The organism is Paractinoplanes globisporus DSM 43857, assembly GCF_000379645.1.
Taxonomy (GTDB): domain Bacteria; phylum Actinomycetota; class Actinomycetes; order Mycobacteriales; family Micromonosporaceae; genus Actinoplanes; species Actinoplanes globisporus.
Genome location: NZ_KB903296.1, coordinates 20,869 through 37,980 on the forward strand (window position 1 = coordinate 20,869; position 17,112 = coordinate 37,980).

A 17,112-nucleotide genomic window follows, 5' to 3' on the forward strand; every position below is an offset into this window, starting at 1 on the left:
CATGAATTCTTTTGGCGACGCCACACTCGGCGAACTGTCCCAGGCCCTGCGAGGCGAGCTGATCCGCCCGGACGACCCGCGTTACGACGAGGCACGGTCCATCTGGAACGCCGCCCACGACCGGAGGCCGGCCCTGATCGTCCGCTGTCGCGGGGTGGCCGACGTGCTCAAGACGGTCGAGTTCGCGCGCAGCGAGGGGCTGCCGCTGGCGGTCCGCGGCGGCGGGCACAGCATTCCGGGCTTCTCGACCGTGGACGGCGGCATCGTGCTCGACCTGTCCCCGATGAACGGCATCCGGGTCGACCCGGTCAACCGCACCGCGGTCTGCCAGGGCGGGAGCCTGTGGAGCGACGTCGACGCCGAGACTCAGGCGTTCGGCCTGGCGCTGACCGGCGGCCTGGTCTCCACGACCGGCATCGGCGGCTTCACGCTCGGCGGCGGCATCGGCTGGCTGGTCCGCCGGTGCGGCCTGACCTGCGACAACCTCATCGCCGCCGACATCGTGACCGCGGACGGCCAGTACCTGCACACCAGCGAGGACGAGCGGCCCGAGCTGCTGTGGGCGCTGCGCGGCGGCGGCGGCAACTTCGGCGTGGTCACCTCGATGGAGTTCCGCCTGCACGAGGTCGGCCCGACCATCTTCGGCGGGCTGGTCTTCTACCCCGGCGAGTACGCCGAGCAGGTGCTGCACGGGTACCGCAAGGCCACCTCCGGCATTCCCGACGAGCTGACCACGCTGGTCAACATGACCACGGCCCCGCCCGCGCCGTTCCTGCCCGAGGAGGTGCACGGCAAGCCGATCGTGGCGGTCGGCGGCATGTGGTCGGGCCGGCCCGAGGACGGTGACGCCGCGACCCGGCCGTTCCGCGAGCTGGCGCCGGTGATCACCGATCTGTTCGGGCCGATGCCGTACGCCGCGCAGCAGCAGTTGCTCGACCCGCTGTACCCGCGCGGGATCTTCAACTACTTCCGCTCGGCGTTCTTCTCCGACCTCGACGAGGCGGCCGCCGCGCTCGCGCGGGAGCACGCCCGGGTACCCAACGCCATGTCCGAGGTGCACGTTCACCACTTGGGCGGGGCCATGGGGCGGGTCCCCGCCGACGCGACCGCGTTCGGCACCCGCGACCGCGAGTTCATTCTCAACATCGTCGCCCGTACGCCCGATGCCAACGGATACCCGGAGGTCGTCGCCTGGGCGAAGGGCGCGACCGACGCCCTCGGCGCGGACGCCGCGACCTACGTGAACTTCACCGGGGAGGGTAGCGAGGACCGCGTGCGGGCCGCGTACCCGAGGGGCACGTACGAGCGGCTCGTGACGATCAAGGACAAGTACGACCCGACCAATTTGTTCCGTCTCAACCAGAACATTCCGCCGTCGGCGGGCTGACACTGAGGACGGGCCGGCCGCCCGGTCGGCCCGCCACCTCCGCGAGTTGGCGGCGTTTTTACGTATATGCCCGATTGCCACTCTCGCCCGTCGTTCGGATACAGCCGCGCTCTCGACGGTATCCGCGCCCTCGCCGTGACCGCGGTCGTCCTGTTCCACGCGGGCGTCGGCGGCCTGGCCGGGGGATTCCTCGGTGTCGACTCGTTCTTCGTCCTCTCCGGGTTCCTGATCACCTCGCTGCTGCTGGCCGAGCGGGCCCGCACCGGGCGGATCGATCTCGGCGCGTTCTGGCTGCGACGGGCCCGCCGGCTGCTGCCCGCGCTGCTGGCGATGCTGCTCGCCACCGTGCTGGCCGGCCGGTACCTGCTGGCGGGGGACACCGACGCGCTGGGGCTGCTGCGCACCGACGCGTTCGCCGCCCTCGCCTACGTAGCCAACTGGCGGATGATCTTCCGTGGCACCGGGTACGCGGCGGCGACCGCGACCGCCTCGCCACTGCAACACACCTGGTCGCTCGGCATCGAGGAGCAGTTCTATCTGCTCTGGCCGCTGCTCGTGGCGGGACTGCTCGCCTGGCTGGCGGCGCGGCGGGCCCGGGCGGCGCTGCTGGGCTTCTGCCTGGTGGGTGCGGTGATCTCGGAGGTCCTTTGTGTGGTTCTGTTCCGGCCGGACTCCATCGGGCGGGCCTACTACGGGACGGACACCCGGGCGCAGGCGCTGCTGATCGGAGCAGCGCTCGCGGTGGTGATCGGCGCGCGCCGCGCGCTTGGGATAGCGGCCTTCGCCGCGGCGGCGATCACTCTCTGGATGTGGCATGCCGCGTCCGACCAGGCGGGGTGGATGTATCACGGCGGGCTGACGCTGGCGGCGCTGGCCACCGCGGTGATCGTCGCGCACGTGGTCACCTCGCCGGGCGCCGTTCTGGCCCGGGCGCTGAGCGTGCCGCCGCTGGTCGGGCTGGGCCGGATCTCGTACGGGGTCTATCTGTGGCACTGGCCGCTGTTCACCTTCGTCACCGCGGACAGCACGGGTCTTTCCCGCTGGCCCCTGCTGGCCGTGCGGCTGGTTGGGACGCTCGGGGTCGCGGTGCTCAGCTACTACCTGATCGAGCAGCCGATCCGCCGCGGCGTGCTGGCCCGGCGGCTGCCCCGGCGGCTGCCCGCCGCGATCACCGCGGGCGTGCTCGCCGCCGTGATCGCCGTGGTCGCCGTCGGCACCGCCCCACCGCCCGCCCCTCGTCCTGCCGCCGCGCCGGTGATCGTCACGGTTCCGCGGGCCGCACCGTCCGGGAAGGCGTCGCGAACGAAGCCGGCGCACGAGCCGCGGGTGACCTTCTTCGGCGACTCGGTCGCCTGGGTGATCGGCACCTACCTGCCCGCGCACCCCGGCATGTGGACCAGCGTGCGCGCCATCCAGGGCTGCGGGATCGCCACGCTCCCCGACATTCTCGAACTGGGCACCCCACACACCAACTACCCCGGGTGTACGTCGTGGGAGCAGCGCTGGCAGCGCGGCGTCGACCGGGACAACCCGGACGTCTCGGTCATCGAGCTGAACCGCTGGGAGCTGATGGACCGCCGCTACCAGGGCACCTACCAGCACGTCGGCGATCCGGCCTATGACGAGTACCTCGGCGAGCAGCTGGACACCGCGATCGGCATCGCCGGCTCGCGCGGCGCGGCCGTGGTGCTGCTGACCGCCGCCTACACCCACCGCTCGGAGAAGCCGGACGGCAGCCTCTACTCCGAGGACGACCCGTCCCGGGTGGACGCCTGGAACAGCCTGCTGCGGGTGGTCGCGGCCCGGCACCCCGGCAAGGTCACCGTCCTCGACATCGACCCCCTGGTCTGCCCGGACGGCCGCTTCACCTGGTCGATCGACGGCATGCGGGTCCGCAGCGACGGCCTGCACTACACGCCGGCCGCGGTCCAGAAGATCATCGCGCCCTGGCTGCTGCCCCGGCTCGCCGACATCGCGGAAGGACAGTGACCCGTAACCCTCGCGGCCATCGGCTCGTTGAGTGTTGCGGTGTACTCGTTTTTGACCCCTCGCAGTAGGCGGGCGAACCCGATGCCGGGCAGATCGGTGTTGTTTGTCTCGTGTGCGCTGGTCGCGGTGACGGCGCTGTTCATCCTGCTCCCGCCGGCCGCGGCCGCGGGTGCTCTGGTCGCGTGCTCGGCCGCCTTCGCCGTCGCGATGATCCGGGCGGCCTGGGGCGGCCCGGGCTTCCGCGCGCCGGCCCTGGCCGCCGGCATCCTGATCACCGCGCTGGCGGGCGCGGCCAGCGCCGTTGCCGCCCTCGTGGCACCGGATGCGCTTCTGGCCGGCGTGCCGCTGCCGGCCGAGATCCCGCTGATCAGCCTGTTCTTCGTGGCCGGCGCGTACCTGCCGGCGATCCTCCGGCCGCACCAGCGCCGCGACCCGCTCGCGCGGGCACGGCTGGCGCTCGACGCGCTGGGGCTCGCCGCCTGCTTGATCTTCCTACCCTGGCTTCTGCTGTACGACCACCGCGGCGGCTCGACCACCGCGCTGCTGTTCGGCGGGGGCGTCGCCGCGACGCTGGCGGTCGCCGGCGTCCACGCGATCCGGCACCGGGCCGCGCTGCAGTGGTGTGCGCCGGGCGCGGCCCTTTCCGTGGTCGGTCTCTCCGCCCTGACGATCGGCATGGACCACCCGTCCGAGCCGAACGCCGTGATCGCCGCCGTCGCCGCGGCTCTCGCGATCAACGCGGCCGCCGCTCTGATGTGGCACGGCGCGGTGCGGGTGCGGCCCGACGCGCGGCCGCTACCGCCCGCCGGCAGCGAGCCGTCGGCCGGATTCCCGCTGCTCACGCTTCCGGTGCTCGGGTCGGCGCTGGTCACCGTCTACCACCTGCTCAACGGCGGCAGCCTGGACTCGATGGCGATCGTCCTCGGCGTCACCGCGATCGTCGCCGTCGGCATCCGCGAGTGGGTGTCGGCGATCACGCTGCGCCGGCACGCCGCCCATCTCACCGTGCAGGGCAATCGGCTGCGCAGCCTGGTCTTCGGCGCCGTCGACGTGGCGATGGTCCTCGACGCGGACCTGGCCGTGCGCTGGCAGTCACCGGCGGCCGCGCGCCAGTTCGGGCTGTCCGACCAGGACGTGCTCGGCCGGGCCGCGACCGACCTGGTGCACCCGGTGCAGGCGGACGTGGTGCACGCGTACCTGGCGTCGCGGATGGCCGGCCGGCCGGCGGGGGAGAGCATGCCGGTCCGGCTCCGCGACGGCTTCGGCGCGTGGCGGGAGACGGAGTGGACGACCAGCGGCCTCGACCCGGCCGAGCCCGGACACAGCCTGGTCGTGCACGTGCGGGACGTCAGCAACCTGCGCGGACTCGAGCGGGCGCTGCGCGAGGCGACCCACCGCGATCCGCAGACCAGCCTGGCCAACCGGGAGGGCCTGCGGCGGGCGAGCGAGCTGATCCCCGACGCCGGCGCGATGGTCGTCATCGAGCTGGGCGGCCTCACCGCGATCGGCGACGTGCACGGCCCCGACCTGGCCGAGCTGGTGGTGATCGAGGCCGCGAGCCGCCTGCGTACCCGGGTGGCCGGCGGGGACGTGCCGGCTCGGCTGGGCGACTTCCGCTTCGCGGTGCTGACCCGCTGCGGTGCCGTCCGCGCCCACCTGCTGGCCGGCCGGCTGGTCAACGCCCTGACCGCCCCCTACGACGCGGCCGGAACGGTGGCTCACCTCTCGGCCTGGGCGGGCCTGGCCGACGCGGTGCCCGGCGCCGACATCGACGAGGTCGTCCGCCGCGCCACGCTGGCGTTGCGCTCGGTCCGCTCCGAACCGCCCGGCGCCGTCGACTGGTACGACGAGCAGATGGAGTCCCGCCTCCTGCGCCGCTCCACGCTGGAGCAGGATCTGCCCGGCGCCGTCTCGCGGGGCGAGCTGGAGACGGCCTACCAGCCCATCGTCGACCTCGCCCGCGGCCGTCCGGCCGGGGTACAGGCCCTGCCCGTGTGGCGGCACCCCACGCTGGGCCCGGTGCCGCCGGCCGAACTGCTGGCCCTGGCCGAGGACCTGGGACTGCTCGCCGAGATCGCCCACGGCCTGCTGCATCGCTCCTGCCGTCTGCTGGCGGGGTGGCGCGGTCAGCAGGAGTCGCTGTGGCTGGCCCTGACCGTCCGCCCGCGTACCCTCTCGGATCCCGCCTTCCAGGCGAGCCTGCAGACGGCGCTGGAGCTGTGCCGGATCCCGCCCGCGGCCATCGTCCTCGAGGTGGCCGAGGAGGACCTGCACGAGGACCTGGCCGCCGAGCTGGGCCGCCTGCGCGCCGAGGGCATCCGCACCGCGATCGCCGATTTCGGGGCCGGCCCCACCTCCCTGAGCCGCCTGCGTACCCTGCCGATCGACGTCCTGAAGATCGACCAGGAGCTGTTCGCGCAGGCCGATGCGGTCATGGACGTCACGATGACCCTCGGCCGCCGGCTGGGCCTCGAGGTGATCGCCCACGGCCTGCGGACCCCGGCCGACCTCGAGACGGTCCGGGCCGCGGGCTGCCAGCTCGGCCAAGGCGATCTGCTGGGAACGCCACTCCCGGCCGAACACCTGGAGGCACTCCTGGAGCAGCACCGCGACGCCCACCGTCCCTAGGGCTGTCCCGGGCGGCGTCCCCATGCCGAGATCAGCGGGGCGAGGGTGAGGTCGAGCTCGCCGGCATCGATGGCGGCCAAGTGCGCGTCGATCTCGGTGTCGTCGGCCAGTCCCGCGGCGAGCAGCTCGGCGCGGACCATGCGTACCGTCGCGGCCTCCAGCCGGTCGCAGGCTGTCCCGCCGACCGGGAAGTAGCCGGACGCCGTGACATCGACCAGGCCGGCCGCGCGCAAGGCCCGCGGCAGCGTACGGCCGAAGCGCATGTCAGCGCCGCGGCGGGTCATCAACTCCCGGACGGCACGCCGCAGCCGGTTGGCGCGCTCCTGTGCCGGGCCGACCTCATCGAGGCAGGCCAGTGGCTGCAGCTCGGTGTCGGCGTCCTCGATCACCAGCCGGCCGCCGGGCCGCAGCGCCGCCACCATCGTCGCCAGCGCCCGCGCGCGATCGGGCACGTGGACGAGCACGAGCCGGGCGTGCACCAGGTCGAACGTGCCCGGCTGCGGCGGCGGATCCCCGACGATGTCGTGCCGGCGCACCTCGTAGCCGCCGTGCGGGTCCAACCAGGACGGATCGATGTCCGTGGCCAGCACGTACCCGGTTGGCCCGACGGCCGTGGCCAGTGCCGCGGGAATGCTGGGACCTCCGGCGCCGACTTCCCAGCAGCGCCCGCCCGCCGTCACGCCGAGCCGGTCGAAGTGCCCTCGCGTGACACCGTCGAACAGCTCGGCCAGCCAGGTGAACCGCTCGCCCGCCTCCACCCGGGCGTTGTCGAGCAGGTAGCGGTGATCCGGGGCAGAAGACCCCTCGGACCCGGGGCCGGCGACAGACTGCGATGAACTCATGGCTACATCCTCACGACTGACCGCGTCCTGTGTCAGCGCGACACGGGACCGGGGACGTTTGCGGAGCAGCGGGGTGCGGGAATCGTGGGCGGGACGAACGGAGGTCGCGGTGAGTGCCCAGGATTATGTGGCGGCGGTGGTGTTCGGGGCGGTTGTCGGGGTGGTGGCCCGGATTCTGTTGCCCGGCCGGCAACGGATCGGGGTGATCCTGACCGTCCTGATCGGGATGGGGGCGGCGGTCGCGGGGACGTGGGCGGCCGATCGGTGGGATCTGCGCAGCGGGAAGCTGTTCACGGTGTGGCACCACCACTACGACTGGGAGGTGGTGGCCGCCCAGGTGGTGATCGCCATCGCGGGTGTGGCCATCGCCGCGCTGCTGGCCAGGGCGTTCTCGACCGAGCGCGCGGATCGTCGGTGACCGAGGGCTCGGCTTCTCGTCACGCCGGGGGCCGGCCGTCGGCCTCGGCTGCGACTTCCTCGTTGGTGCGGCCGCTGACGACCGATCGCGGGTGCTCCTCCGGGTCCCAGCCGTCCACGGCGTACTCGTCGCGCTTGTGCAGCAGGAGCCACTCGGGCTTGCCGTCCCGCCCGGTGCGGGTGCGTAACAGGACGAAGCGGCCGCGGAGCTTTCTCCCGTACACGTCGAAATGAAGCTCGCCGGCCTCGAGAGCCGCGGCCGGATCGCCTGGCTCGGCCGGCACCCAGGTCCCGTTGTCCCAGATGATCACGTCGCCGCGACCGAGCGCGCCCTCGAAGTCGCCGTGCTCGAGCGTGTGGTCCTCGACCTGGAAGGCCGCCCGGCGCACCGCCGGATCGAGGGTCGGACCCTTCGGCACCGCCCAGCTCGCCAGTACGCCGCCGACCTCCAGGCGCAGGTCGTAGTGCAACCGGCGGGCCCGGTGACGCTGCACGACAAAGATCGCCATAAGGCCGGTATACCCGGTCAGCCGGCCAGCGGCACCGGGACCCGCGCGCGTAGTTCGTCGAGGGTGATGCCGAACGTCTCCCGCACCTCGATCCCGGACGGGGTGATGAGGAAGGTGGCGAGGTCGGTGTAGACGCGGTCGACGCAGCCGACGCCGGTGAGCGGGTAGGTGCACTCGGGCACGAGCTTCGACGAGCCGTCCTTGGCGAACAGGGTCATCATCACGTAGACGCTCTTGGCGCCGATCGCGAGGTCCATGGCGCCGCCGACGGCCGGGATCGCGTCGGGCTCGCCGGTGTGCCAGTTGGCGAGGTCGCCGCCGGCCGAGACCTGGAACGCGCCGAGCACGCAGACGTCCAGGTGGCCGCCGCGCATCATCGCGAACGAGTCGGCGTGGTGGAAGTAGGAGGTACCGGGCAGCTCGGTCACCGGGATCTTGCCGGCGTTGATGAGATCGGGGTCGACGTCGTCGCCCTTGGCGGCCGGGCCCATGTTGAGCATGCCGTTCTCGGTGTGCAGCACCACGCCCGAGTCGGCCGGCAGGTGGTCGGCGACGAGCGTGGGCCGGCCGATTCCGAGATTCACGTACGCGCCGTGCGGGATGTCCCGGGCGATGAGCGCGGCCATCTGGTGTTTGTCGAGACTCATGCCGTCACCACCCGGTCCACGTAGATGCTCGGCGTGACGACCGCTTCGGGGTCGAGGTCACCGGTCTCGACGATCTCGCTGACCTGGACGATCACCAGCCGGGCCGCGGTCGCCATGACCGGGCCGAAGTTGCGGGCGGTCTTGCGGTAGACGAGGTTGCCCATCCGGTCCGCGCGGTGCGCCCCGATCAGCGCCACGTCTCCCTTGATCGGATATTCGAGGACGTACGTGCGGCCGTCGATCATGCGGGTCTCCTTGCCCTCGGCCAGCGGGGTGCCGACGCCCGTGGGGCAGTAGAAGGCTCCGATTCCGGCGCCCGCCGCGCGCATCCGCTCGGCGAGGTTGCCCTGCGGCACGACCTCGAGCTCGATCTTCCCGGCCCGGTACAGCCCGTCGAAGACCCACGAGTCGACCTGCCGGGGAAATGAACAAACCACTTTGCGTACGCGTCCCTTGGCGAGCAATGCGGCGAGGCCGGTGTCACCGTTGCCGGCGTTGTTCGACACCACCGTGAGATCGGCGGCGCCCTGGTCGATGAGCGCGTCGACGAGCTGGACGGGCATGCCGGCCATCCCGAATCCGCCGATGAGAACGGTGGAGCCGTCCTCGATGCCGGCGACCGCGTCGGCCGCCGTCTCATAGATCTTGGCGCTCATCCTGTGCCTTCTCCCGGTCGGCCCCCGCCCGCGGTTCTTCCGGCGTTCCCCGGCCGGCCCTCGCCCACGGTGCCGGCGGTCATGCCACGTTCTCCAATACGACCGCCAGGGCCTGGCCGACGCCGATGCAGATGGCGGCGACGCCCCAGCGCTCGCCCGAGGTGCGCAGGCGGGCGGCGAGCGTGCCGAGGACGCGGCCGCCGGACGCGCCCAACGGGTGGCCGATGGCGATCGCGCCGCCCTTGGCGTTGACGATCGCGGGATCGATGCCCCAGGCGTCGACGCAGGCGATCGACTGGACGGCGAACGCCTCGTTGAGCTCGACCGCGGCCACCTCGGCCCAGGTGATGCCGGCCCGGCGCAGGGCGCGATCGGCCGCCTCGACCGGGGCGTAGCCGAACATCGGCGGCTCGACGGCGGAGACCCCACGGCCGGCGACCCGGGCGATCGGCGCGCTGCCGATCCGCTCGGCGGCGGCCTCGGAGCCGAGCAGCACGGCCGAGGCGCCGTCGTTGAGCGGGGACGCGTTGCCGGCGGTGATCGTGCCGTCCTTGCGGAACGACGGCTTGAGCGCGGCCAGCTTCTCGGGCGTCGACCCGGGGCGGATTCCCTCGTCGCGGGCCAACTCGACCCCGGGAACCGGGACCACCAGCTCGTCGTAGAAGCCGGCCGTCCACGCGGCGTCCGCCAGGTTGTGCGACCGCGCCGCGAACTCGTCCTGGCGTACGCGGGAAATGCCGAACTTGTCACCCAGCAGCTCGTTGGCCTCGCCGAGCGAGACCGTCCATTCCTTGGGCATGTTGTCGTTGACCAGGCGCCAGCCCAGCGTCGTCGACACCGCGGTCACGTTCCCGGCGGGGAAGGCCCGGGACGGTTTCGGCAGCACCCACGGCGCCCGGGTCATCGACTCGACGCCGCCGGCCACCACGACGTCGGCGTCACCGGTCTCGATCGTGCGTGAGGCCATCATCGCGGCGTCGAGCGACGAGCCGCAGAGCCGGTTCACGGTCGTCGCCGGCACCTCGACGGGCAGCCCCGCGAGCAGTACGGCCATCCGGCCGACGTTGCGGTTGTCCTCGCCGGCCTGGTTGGCGCACCCCCACACGACGTCACCGATCGCCGCCGGATCGAGGCCGGGCGTCTTGCCCAGCACTCCGGTCAGAGCGATCGCGGCGAGATCGTCCGGGCGCATCTCGGCGAGGGCACCTCCGAACCGGCCGAACGGCGTGCGGGCGGCGGCGTACAGGAAGGCGGAGTTCACGCTTCTCACCCTACTTTTCTTGTACTGATTGGCACCAATACTGAATATCTCCCGATTGATAAGGTGCGATTATGGATCTGCGCCACCTGCGCTCGTTCGCCACCCTGGCCGAGGAGCGACATTTCGGCCGCGCCGCCGAGCGGCTGCACATCGCCCAGCCGGCCCTGTCCCAGCAGGTCAAGCAGTTGGAACGCGAGTTCGGCGTCGAGCTGGTCACCCGTACGACCCGCCGCGTCGAGCTGACCGAGGCCGGCCACCGCTTCGCCGACCACTGCCGCACGGTGCTCGGCTCGGTCGACCGCGCCGCGACGGACATGGCGCTGGTCGCCGCGGGCCGGGCCGGGCGGGTCTCGCTGGGTTTCATCGGCACCGCCACGTACGACCTGCTGCCGCTCGCGGCCCGCGAGATCCGCGACGCCCTCCCCGGCATGCGCCTCGACCTGCACGGCGAGCTGCTGAGCCCCGCCCTGCTCGACGGCCTGCTGGACGGCGCGTACGACCTGGTGGTCCTCCGCCCCGACGGCGTGCCGCGCCCCGAGCTGGACGTCCGAATCCTGCGCACCGAACGCCTCGTGGCGGTCCTGCCCGACCGTCATCCGCTGGCCGGCCGCCGCTCGATCGACCTGGCCCTGCTGGCCGGCGAGCCGTTCGTCATGCACTTCTCCGGCCACCGCTCGTCGATGCACGAGCGGGTGCTTGCCGCGTGCGCGTCGGCCGGCTTCCGCCCGCCGTCCACGATCGAGGTGGGCGAAACCGCGACGCTGGTCGTCTTCGTGGCGGCTGGGCTGGGGGTGGCGCTGGTCCCCGAGCCGGTTCGCAGCCTGGCCCTCGACGGGGTCGCCTACGTGTCGCTGAACGCTCCCGCCACTGTCGAACTGGCCCTCGCCACCCGGTCCGCCGAGACGTCCCCCGCAATCCGCCGCGTCGCCGAGATAGTCGCCGGACTCGCCGCGGGGTAGCCGGGCTTAGCCCGGTCAGGTTCGGTGCAGATCAGGCGCTGCTGGTCGGCTGGCTTGGGATGCCTGGGGTGATGCGGCCCGACTCGTAGGCCCACATGGCCAGCTCGACGCGGTTGCGGGCGCCGAGCTTGGCCATCAGGCTCGCGAGGTGGGTCTTCACCGTGCTGAGGCTGACCCGCAGGGTGTCTGCGACCTCGGCGTTGGTGAGCCCTCGTGCGACGGTGAGCAGCACATCCTCCTCTCGTGGGGTGAGCGGGTCGATCGGCGGTTTCGCCGGCCGCCCGGTCGGCACGGTCGCGAAGGCCCGCAACAACCGCACGGTCACGCTCGGCGCGATGAGCGCTTCCCCGTCGGCGGCGGCCCGCATGGCCTGCGCGAGCAGATCGGGCCCAGCGTCCTTGAGCAGAAACCCGCGAGCACCGACCCGCAACGCCCCGTAGACGTACTCGTCGAGGTCAAAGGTCGTAATCACGACGACCGCCATCGGATCGTCCACGCCCGGCCCGGCGAGCTGCCGGGTCGCCTCCAGACCGTCCAGCTCCGGCATGCGAATGTCGAACAGGCACACATCCGGCCGCAACTCCCGCGCCAGCCGCACCGCCTCCCGCCCGTCGCCCGCCTCGCCGACCACCTCGATGTCCGGCTGCGCATTCAGCATGATTCGCAGGCCGGTGCGGATGATCGCCTGGTCGTCGGCGACGAGCACGCGGATGGTCATCCCGTCCCCGTCCCCGTCCCCGTCGGCGCGGCCGTTCGTGTCGCCGTCGCCGTCGGCGCGGCCGTCCGTGTCGCCGTTTCCGTCCGCGTCGCCGTTCGCATCGCGGTAGCCCGTTGTCTCATGGCGGCGGCGCCTGGATGGGCTGGTGTGGGGGCGATGCGTCGTCTCGGTGTGGCGGCAGCTTGATGGGCCGCCGTGGCGGTAGCACGTCGCCGGGCTGTCGCGGCAGTTCCGCCTCTACGCGCCAGCCGTCGGCGCATGGGCCGGCCACCAGGTTTCCGCCCAGGATGCTGGCCCGCTCGCGGAGGCCGGTGAGGCCATACCCGGTGCCGCTGGGGCCGGGGGTCTTGCCGTCGTCCAGAACGATGATGTGGATGCGGTCGGGCTCGGCGACAACCCGGACCTGGATGGCGGTCGCGCCGACCGCGTGCCGGGTCGCGTTGGTCACCGACTCTTGCACTATGCGGAAGACGCCGGTGTCCACGAGGGGCGGCAGGCGGCAGATGGCGTCGTCGATCCGCAGGTCGACGGGGACCCCTCCGCGCCGGGTGGCGACCAGGCGGGGGAGGTCGGCGATGCCGGGCAGCGGGCTCAACTCGGCGCCGGCGTCCTCCTCGCGGAGAGCCATGACCATGGCGCGCATCGCCTCCAGGGTGCGTGCGCCCTCCTCCTCGACGCCCGCGAGGGTCTCGGCGGCAGTCTCCGGATCGATGTCGGCCAGCACGCGGCCGGCCTGGGCCTGGACGACGATGGCGGAAACGTGGTGGGCCACGGTGTCGTGTAGTTCCCGGGCGATGTTCTCCCTCTCGCGGGCCCGCATGCGTTCCAGCTCGCGGCGGCGGGCGGTCGACCAGAGGCGCACGGAGGCCCCGAGCGCGACGGGGAAGGCCAGGAACACGAAACCGCCGAGGATGTCGCCCGCCGGCCCGCCGTCGATGAACGACGACACCACGAAGGCGGCGAGCATGACGGCCGAGCCGAGCACGATGTCGCGACCGGAACCCCACCGCGTGAGCGCATACGCCAGCACGACGATGATCGCGCCTGTGTAGAGCCCGATCGAGCTCTCGTGGCCCGCGGCCAGGTCGACGAGGGTGAGCGCGATCGCGGTGCCGAAGGCGAACACCACCATCGCCAGCGGATGGGTGCGGCGCCACAGCGTGGTGAGCGCCAGCCCGGCGGTGGCGAGGATGGAGACCGGCCACCAGACGACGTCGGTGCGCAACACTGCCTCGAGCACGATGCCGATCAATGCGGCGGCGAGCAGCAGCCAGTCTCGCCCGACCCGCACCGGCGGGTCGGGGACGCGGGGCTCGGCCCACAGCGCTCGCAGCTCGTCTCGCATCACGAACTCAGCCTATGCAGCGGCCGCCTGAGCACATCGGTCAAAAGAACTAGGACTTTCCCGGCCGCGGGAACGAGGAACAAGGTCGCTGCGCGGCCGATGCCACGGCGGTCCCGCGCGACGAGGCTCATGGGCATGCCATCCACGACAGTCACACGCCTGGTGGGCGTTCTGTTCATCCTCGCGTCGGCCACCGCCATCGCCGGTGGCTCGTTACTCCTGCCTCTTCGGGAGGCCTATCCGCCCGCGTCGACGGCGCCACTTGTCACCGGCGCCCTGCTCGAGCTCACCCTCGCTGTCTTCGTCGTCGCCATCGCCGCTCTGCTGGCGCCCGTGCTGCGTCAGGCGAGCGAAGGTTTGGCCTTTCTCTATGTGGCGATGCGTTCGCTGGAGGCGGCGCTCATTCTCGTCGGGGCGATTTGCGCCCTTGTGCTGACTACCCTCGCCGGCTCCGCCGCACGGTCGGCGCTGCTGACTGGCCGGGAGTGGGCCTATCACATAGGGACCGTGCTGGTGTTCGGCGCCGGCGCGGTCGTGCTGAACGCCGTGCTCCTGCGGGGACGGCTCGTCCCGCGGTGGCTGGCCTGGTGGGGCCTCCTCGGCGGTGGGCTGCTGCTCGCCCGAGGGGTGGTCGAGCTCTATGCGTTCCCGCTGCCGGGCGCGGTCCAGGCGATCTGTGCGGCGCCGATCGGGCTCGAGGAGATGGTCTTCGCGGGCTGGCTGATCGTGAAGGGCCGGTTGAGTCCGCGGGCTCAGTTCTTACCGAGGATGAGCAGGCCGGCCAGGGCGACCTGAAGCGCGCGGCTGAGTCGCGCGCCGAAGTCGACCCGGGAGCCCGCGAGCCGGGGATCCTGGACGGCCTCGGCCACGGGCGGAGCCGGGTTGGCGAACGGCCAGAGGCCGGCGACCAGCAGGATCGTCAGGGCGACGAACTCTCGTGCCGCCGCGTTGGTCAGGGCGGGGATGCGTTCGGTGAGCAGATCGGCAAGCTGTTGTTGCAGGGCGCCGTTGGCGAGCTTGAAGTCGCGGACAGCCTCGGCCGAGATGTTGCGCTCGAGCTCGGTGCCCAGCGCGCTCCACAGCTCGCAGACCAGCGGGCGCCGGGCGAGCGACCGGGCCAGCGCGTCCACCACCGCCGCGGCGTCACCGTCCGTCGCATTCTCCGTCGCCTCGTCCGGCGCCGTCTGCGTTGCTTCGTCCGGCGCCTTGTTGGCTGCTTCCTCTGGCGCCTTGTTGGCCGTCTCTTCCGGCGACTCGTTCGGCAGCTCGCCGGGCAAGTCGTTGAGCCAGTCGGCTATCGACTGGTTGAGGAGGGCGAAGAAGACGGCCTCGCGTGATTCGAAGTAGCGGACGACGTTGGTCTTCGACAGGCCGACGCGACGGGCCAGCTCGCGGAGGCTGATCTCGCTCAGCGGGGTTTCGGCGAGCAGGTCAGCCGCCACGCCGAGGATGGCGCGGCGGCGGGCCTCCCGCTGCTCGGGGCTGCGGGCGCGCTGGAAATCCAGCCCGGCGCCACCGGCGCGCGCAGCGTCAGGCGCGGGATCGGGGGTGTGCGCTGAGTGGGGCGCGGGATCGGGGGTGTGCGCTGAGTGGGGCGCGGGATCGGGGGTGTGCGCTGAGTGGGGCGCNCGGGGGTGTGCGCTGAGTGGGGCGCGGGATCGGGGGTGTGCGCTGAGTGGGGCGCGGGATCGGGGGTGTGCGCTGAGTGGGGCGCGGGATCGGGGTTGCGCGCGGAGTCGGGCGCCTGACCGGGGGCGTGCGGGGGATCGGGGGTGCGCGTGGAGTGGGGCGCGGGATCGGCGGCGGGCTCGGAGTTGGGCGCTGGGCTGGCGGCACGCCCGGACCTCCGCTTGGGGGTGCGGGCGCGCTCGGAGTCCAGCTCGGGGTTCATCGGGGGTCAGGCTACCGGGGCGTAGGCGATGGATTCGGTTATCGTGCGCCATTTGGCGTCGGAGGCTGACAGGGCGTCTGCGTGGGCCTTGGCTACGGCGAAGGCGTCGGCGCCTAGCAGGAGGTGCACGGGGGGCTCGGGGTTGGCGGTCAGGTCGATCAGGACCTGGGCTACTCGGGACGGGTCGCCGGGTTGGGTGCCGTTGGCGGCGGTCATGCGGGCCACTACCGGCTCGATCACGGGGCGGTAGGCGTCGGTGATCGGGTGGGTGGTCATTGAGGAGCCGGCCCAGTCGGTTCGCAGGCCGCCTGGCTCGGCGATGGTGACCTTGATGCCCAGGGCGGCGACCTCCTTGGCGAGGACCTCGGAGAAGCCGCCCACGGCCCACTTCGAGGCCTGGTAGGCGCTCAGGCCGGGACCGCCTGCGCGGCCGCCGACCGAGGAGATCTGGATGATGTGACCGGCGCCTTGGGCGCGCATGACGGGGAGCGCGGCTCGGGTGACGTTGACTACGCCGAAGAAGTTGGCGTCCACCTGGGCTCGGAATTCGTCCTCGGGCATGTCCTCGATGGAGGCTACGTCGGCGTAACCGGCGTTGTTGACGAGGACGTCCAGGCGGCCGAAGGCGTTCACGGCCAGGGCGACGGCCGCGCGCGCCGCCTCCGGGTCGGTCACGTCCAGTGCGGTTGTGCGCACCCGGTCGCCGTACGCGTCGATGAGGCTTTTGATCTGCTCGGGGCGGCGGGCGGTGGCCACCACGCGGTCGCCGTGGGCCAGCACCGACTCGGCGAGTTGGTGACCCAGGCCGCGTGAGGTGCCCGTGATCAGCCAAACCTTGCTCATGGAGAGCTTCCTTCTACAAGAGGCCAGTGGAACCTTATGACTCGACAATAAGAGTCCAGTGGCCTCTTGTCATGGCTTTGCGACCCGGATCACGGACGCGCGGACGGGGCCGGGCGTCACCTCATCGAGCGAGCGCCTGCTCCAGCTGCGCCTTGGTCATCGACGAGCGGCCTTGGATGTTGCGCTGCTTGGCCTCGTTGTAGAGCTGTTCCTTGGTGCGGCCCTGGGCGCCGGTGTGGGAGCGCTTGCCGCCTCGGTGGCCGGAGGACACGTCCTTCAGCGAGGAGCGGCTGGCGGTCCTCGACTCGCCGGCTCGCGCGCGCTCCTTGTTCACCGTGCGTGCGGCGATCTCCTCGGCGCGCTTGGTCGAGCCGCCGCGGCTTTTCACGCTGTCCTTGATGTGCTCGTACTGCCGTTCGCGCTTGGGGCTGGAACCTGCCGGCATGGCGGCCTCCCGATTGTCGTAGGTCAAACAATCAGGAATTTCCCCCGCATGCGGCGGGCTCAAACCGGGCGTTACGCGGCGGCCTTGAGGGCGTCGGTGACCAGGCCGGTGACGGCGGCCGGGTTGGTGAGCGCGGTGACGTTGGCCTGGTCTTTCGCGGCGCCGACCACGACGAAACGGAGCTTGGGGTACGCCGCGGCGTTGGCGTCGACGGCGGCGGCGGGAGCGGGGCCGGCGGCGAGGATCAGGTTGCAGTTGCCGAGGGCGAGGGTGGCCAGATACGTCGCGGCGTTCGCGGGAGTCTGGTCGCCGATCACCGCCAGGTAGCGGACCTTGCCGTGGGTCGCCAGCGACGCCTTCTGCATGCCGTCCCAGACCGGTACGGCGTCACGGTCGGTGACGCCGGCAGCGGGGGTGAGCAGACACGCGGTGGCGGCCGTGTACTGCCGGGCGCGGGGCTCCGGATCGTCGCGGGTCACGAGCACCACGGTGAGGACGATCGCCACGACCGCGACCGCCGCACCGCCGATCAGCCACGTCTTGCGGCTCAGTCGTCCTGCCAGCACGGCGGGGAG

General features: G+C 72.1%; 17 protein-coding genes. 6 read left to right on the forward strand and 11 right to left on the reverse strand.

Annotation, left to right across the window (positions count from 1 at the left end):
- Window position 1: 1 nt before the first annotated feature.
- The 3 genes from A3CQ_RS0109485 (at window position 2) to A3CQ_RS52165 (ending at window position 6,004) form a co-directional block, all read left to right on the forward strand.
- Window positions 2-1,387, forward strand: coding sequence for an FAD-binding oxidoreductase (locus A3CQ_RS0109485; protein WP_020510693.1), 1,386 nt, complete (start codon window positions 2-4; stop codon window positions 1,385-1,387).
- Between the two features lie 66 nt (window positions 1,388-1,453).
- A complete protein-coding gene (locus tag A3CQ_RS0109490; RefSeq protein ID WP_026205492.1) occupies window positions 1,454-3,376 on the forward strand; it encodes an acyltransferase family protein in 1,923 nt (640 codons plus the stop codon).
- A gap of 81 nt (window positions 3,377-3,457) precedes the next feature.
- Window positions 3,458-6,004 (forward strand): EAL domain-containing protein, encoded by a 2,547-nt coding sequence (locus A3CQ_RS52165; protein WP_020510695.1) that lies wholly within the window; start codon window positions 3,458-3,460, stop codon window positions 6,002-6,004.
- Here the strand turns inward: A3CQ_RS52165 and A3CQ_RS0109500 are convergent.
- Window positions 6,001-6,846, reverse strand: coding sequence for a methyltransferase domain-containing protein (locus A3CQ_RS0109500; protein ID WP_051115206.1), 846 nt, complete (start codon window positions 6,844-6,846; stop codon window positions 6,001-6,003). The genes A3CQ_RS52165 and A3CQ_RS0109500 overlap by 4 nt on opposite strands.
- A 109-nt stretch (window positions 6,847-6,955) precedes the next feature.
- On the opposite strand from A3CQ_RS0109500, the gene A3CQ_RS0109505 reads away from it, so the two are divergent.
- Window positions 6,956-7,264: a hypothetical protein gene (locus A3CQ_RS0109505; RefSeq protein ID WP_026205494.1), complete on the forward strand. Its 309-nt coding sequence runs from the start codon at window positions 6,956-6,958 to the stop codon at window positions 7,262-7,264.
- 19 nt (window positions 7,265-7,283) lie between these two features.
- Here A3CQ_RS0109505 and A3CQ_RS52170 read toward each other — a convergent pair whose 3' ends face one another.
- From A3CQ_RS52170 to A3CQ_RS0109525, 4 genes are all read right to left on the reverse strand, one after another.
- Entirely contained in the window at window positions 7,284-7,772 is a 489-nt protein-coding gene (locus A3CQ_RS52170; RefSeq protein WP_020510698.1) for a DNA polymerase ligase N-terminal domain-containing protein, read from the reverse strand.
- Window positions 7,773-7,789: 17 nt separating this feature from the next.
- The gene (locus tag A3CQ_RS0109515) at window positions 7,790-8,419 is read right to left on the reverse strand and encodes a 3-oxoacid CoA-transferase subunit B (RefSeq protein ID WP_020510699.1); all 630 of its coding nucleotides are present in this window, start codon (window positions 8,417-8,419) and stop codon (window positions 7,790-7,792) included.
- Window positions 8,416-9,075 (reverse strand): 3-oxoacid CoA-transferase subunit A, encoded by a 660-nt coding sequence (locus A3CQ_RS0109520; protein ID WP_020510700.1) that lies wholly within the window; start codon window positions 9,073-9,075, stop codon window positions 8,416-8,418. The genes A3CQ_RS0109515 and A3CQ_RS0109520 overlap by 4 nt, the downstream gene beginning before the upstream one ends.
- Before the next feature lie 79 nt (window positions 9,076-9,154).
- Window positions 9,155-10,336: a thiolase family protein gene (locus A3CQ_RS0109525; protein WP_020510701.1), complete on the reverse strand. Its 1,182-nt coding sequence runs from the start codon at window positions 10,334-10,336 to the stop codon at window positions 9,155-9,157.
- A 71-nt stretch (window positions 10,337-10,407) separates the two neighbouring features.
- Here A3CQ_RS0109525 and A3CQ_RS0109530 point away from each other — a divergent pair, with 71 nt between their 5' ends.
- The gene (locus A3CQ_RS0109530) at window positions 10,408-11,295 is read left to right on the forward strand and encodes a LysR family transcriptional regulator (RefSeq protein WP_020510702.1); all 888 of its coding nucleotides are present in this window, start codon (window positions 10,408-10,410) and stop codon (window positions 11,293-11,295) included.
- Between the two features lie 31 nt (window positions 11,296-11,326).
- Here the strand turns inward: A3CQ_RS0109530 and A3CQ_RS0109535 are convergent, their stop codons facing one another.
- Together A3CQ_RS0109535 and A3CQ_RS0109540 are read right to left on the reverse strand one after the other, a co-directional pair.
- Window positions 11,327-12,013: a response regulator gene (locus A3CQ_RS0109535; protein ID WP_020510703.1), complete on the reverse strand. Its 687-nt coding sequence runs from the start codon at window positions 12,011-12,013 to the stop codon at window positions 11,327-11,329.
- A 118-nt stretch (window positions 12,014-12,131) separates the two neighbouring features.
- Entirely contained in the window at window positions 12,132-13,358 is a 1,227-nt protein-coding gene (locus A3CQ_RS0109540) for a histidine kinase (RefSeq protein ID WP_245577161.1), read from the reverse strand.
- Between the two features lie 129 nt (window positions 13,359-13,487).
- Between A3CQ_RS0109540 and A3CQ_RS52175 the strand changes: the two genes are divergently transcribed.
- Window positions 13,488-14,153, forward strand: a complete 666-nt coding sequence (locus tag A3CQ_RS52175) for a DUF4386 domain-containing protein (protein WP_157295594.1) — start codon at window positions 13,488-13,490, stop codon at window positions 14,151-14,153.
- Here A3CQ_RS52175 and A3CQ_RS62635 read toward each other — a convergent pair.
- From A3CQ_RS62635 to A3CQ_RS57215, 4 genes are all read right to left on the reverse strand, one after another.
- On the reverse strand, window positions 14,111-14,800 hold the full coding sequence (locus A3CQ_RS62635) for a TetR/AcrR family transcriptional regulator (RefSeq protein WP_020510707.1): 690 nt from the start codon (window positions 14,798-14,800) through the stop codon (window positions 14,111-14,113). The genes A3CQ_RS52175 and A3CQ_RS62635 overlap by 43 nt on opposite strands.
- Before the next feature lie 455 nt (window positions 14,801-15,255).
- Window positions 15,256-16,092: an oxidoreductase gene (locus tag A3CQ_RS0109560; RefSeq protein ID WP_020510708.1), complete on the reverse strand. Its 837-nt coding sequence runs from the start codon at window positions 16,090-16,092 to the stop codon at window positions 15,256-15,258.
- 121 nt (window positions 16,093-16,213) lie between these two features.
- Window positions 16,214-16,537 (reverse strand): hypothetical protein, encoded by a 324-nt coding sequence (locus A3CQ_RS0109565; protein WP_026205496.1) that lies wholly within the window; start codon window positions 16,535-16,537, stop codon window positions 16,214-16,216.
- Window positions 16,538-16,608: 71 nt separating this feature from the next.
- Window positions 16,609-17,103, reverse strand: coding sequence for a type 1 periplasmic-binding domain-containing protein (locus A3CQ_RS57215; RefSeq protein ID WP_020510710.1), 495 nt, complete (start codon window positions 17,101-17,103; stop codon window positions 16,609-16,611).
- Window positions 17,104-17,112: the final 9 nt, after the last annotated feature.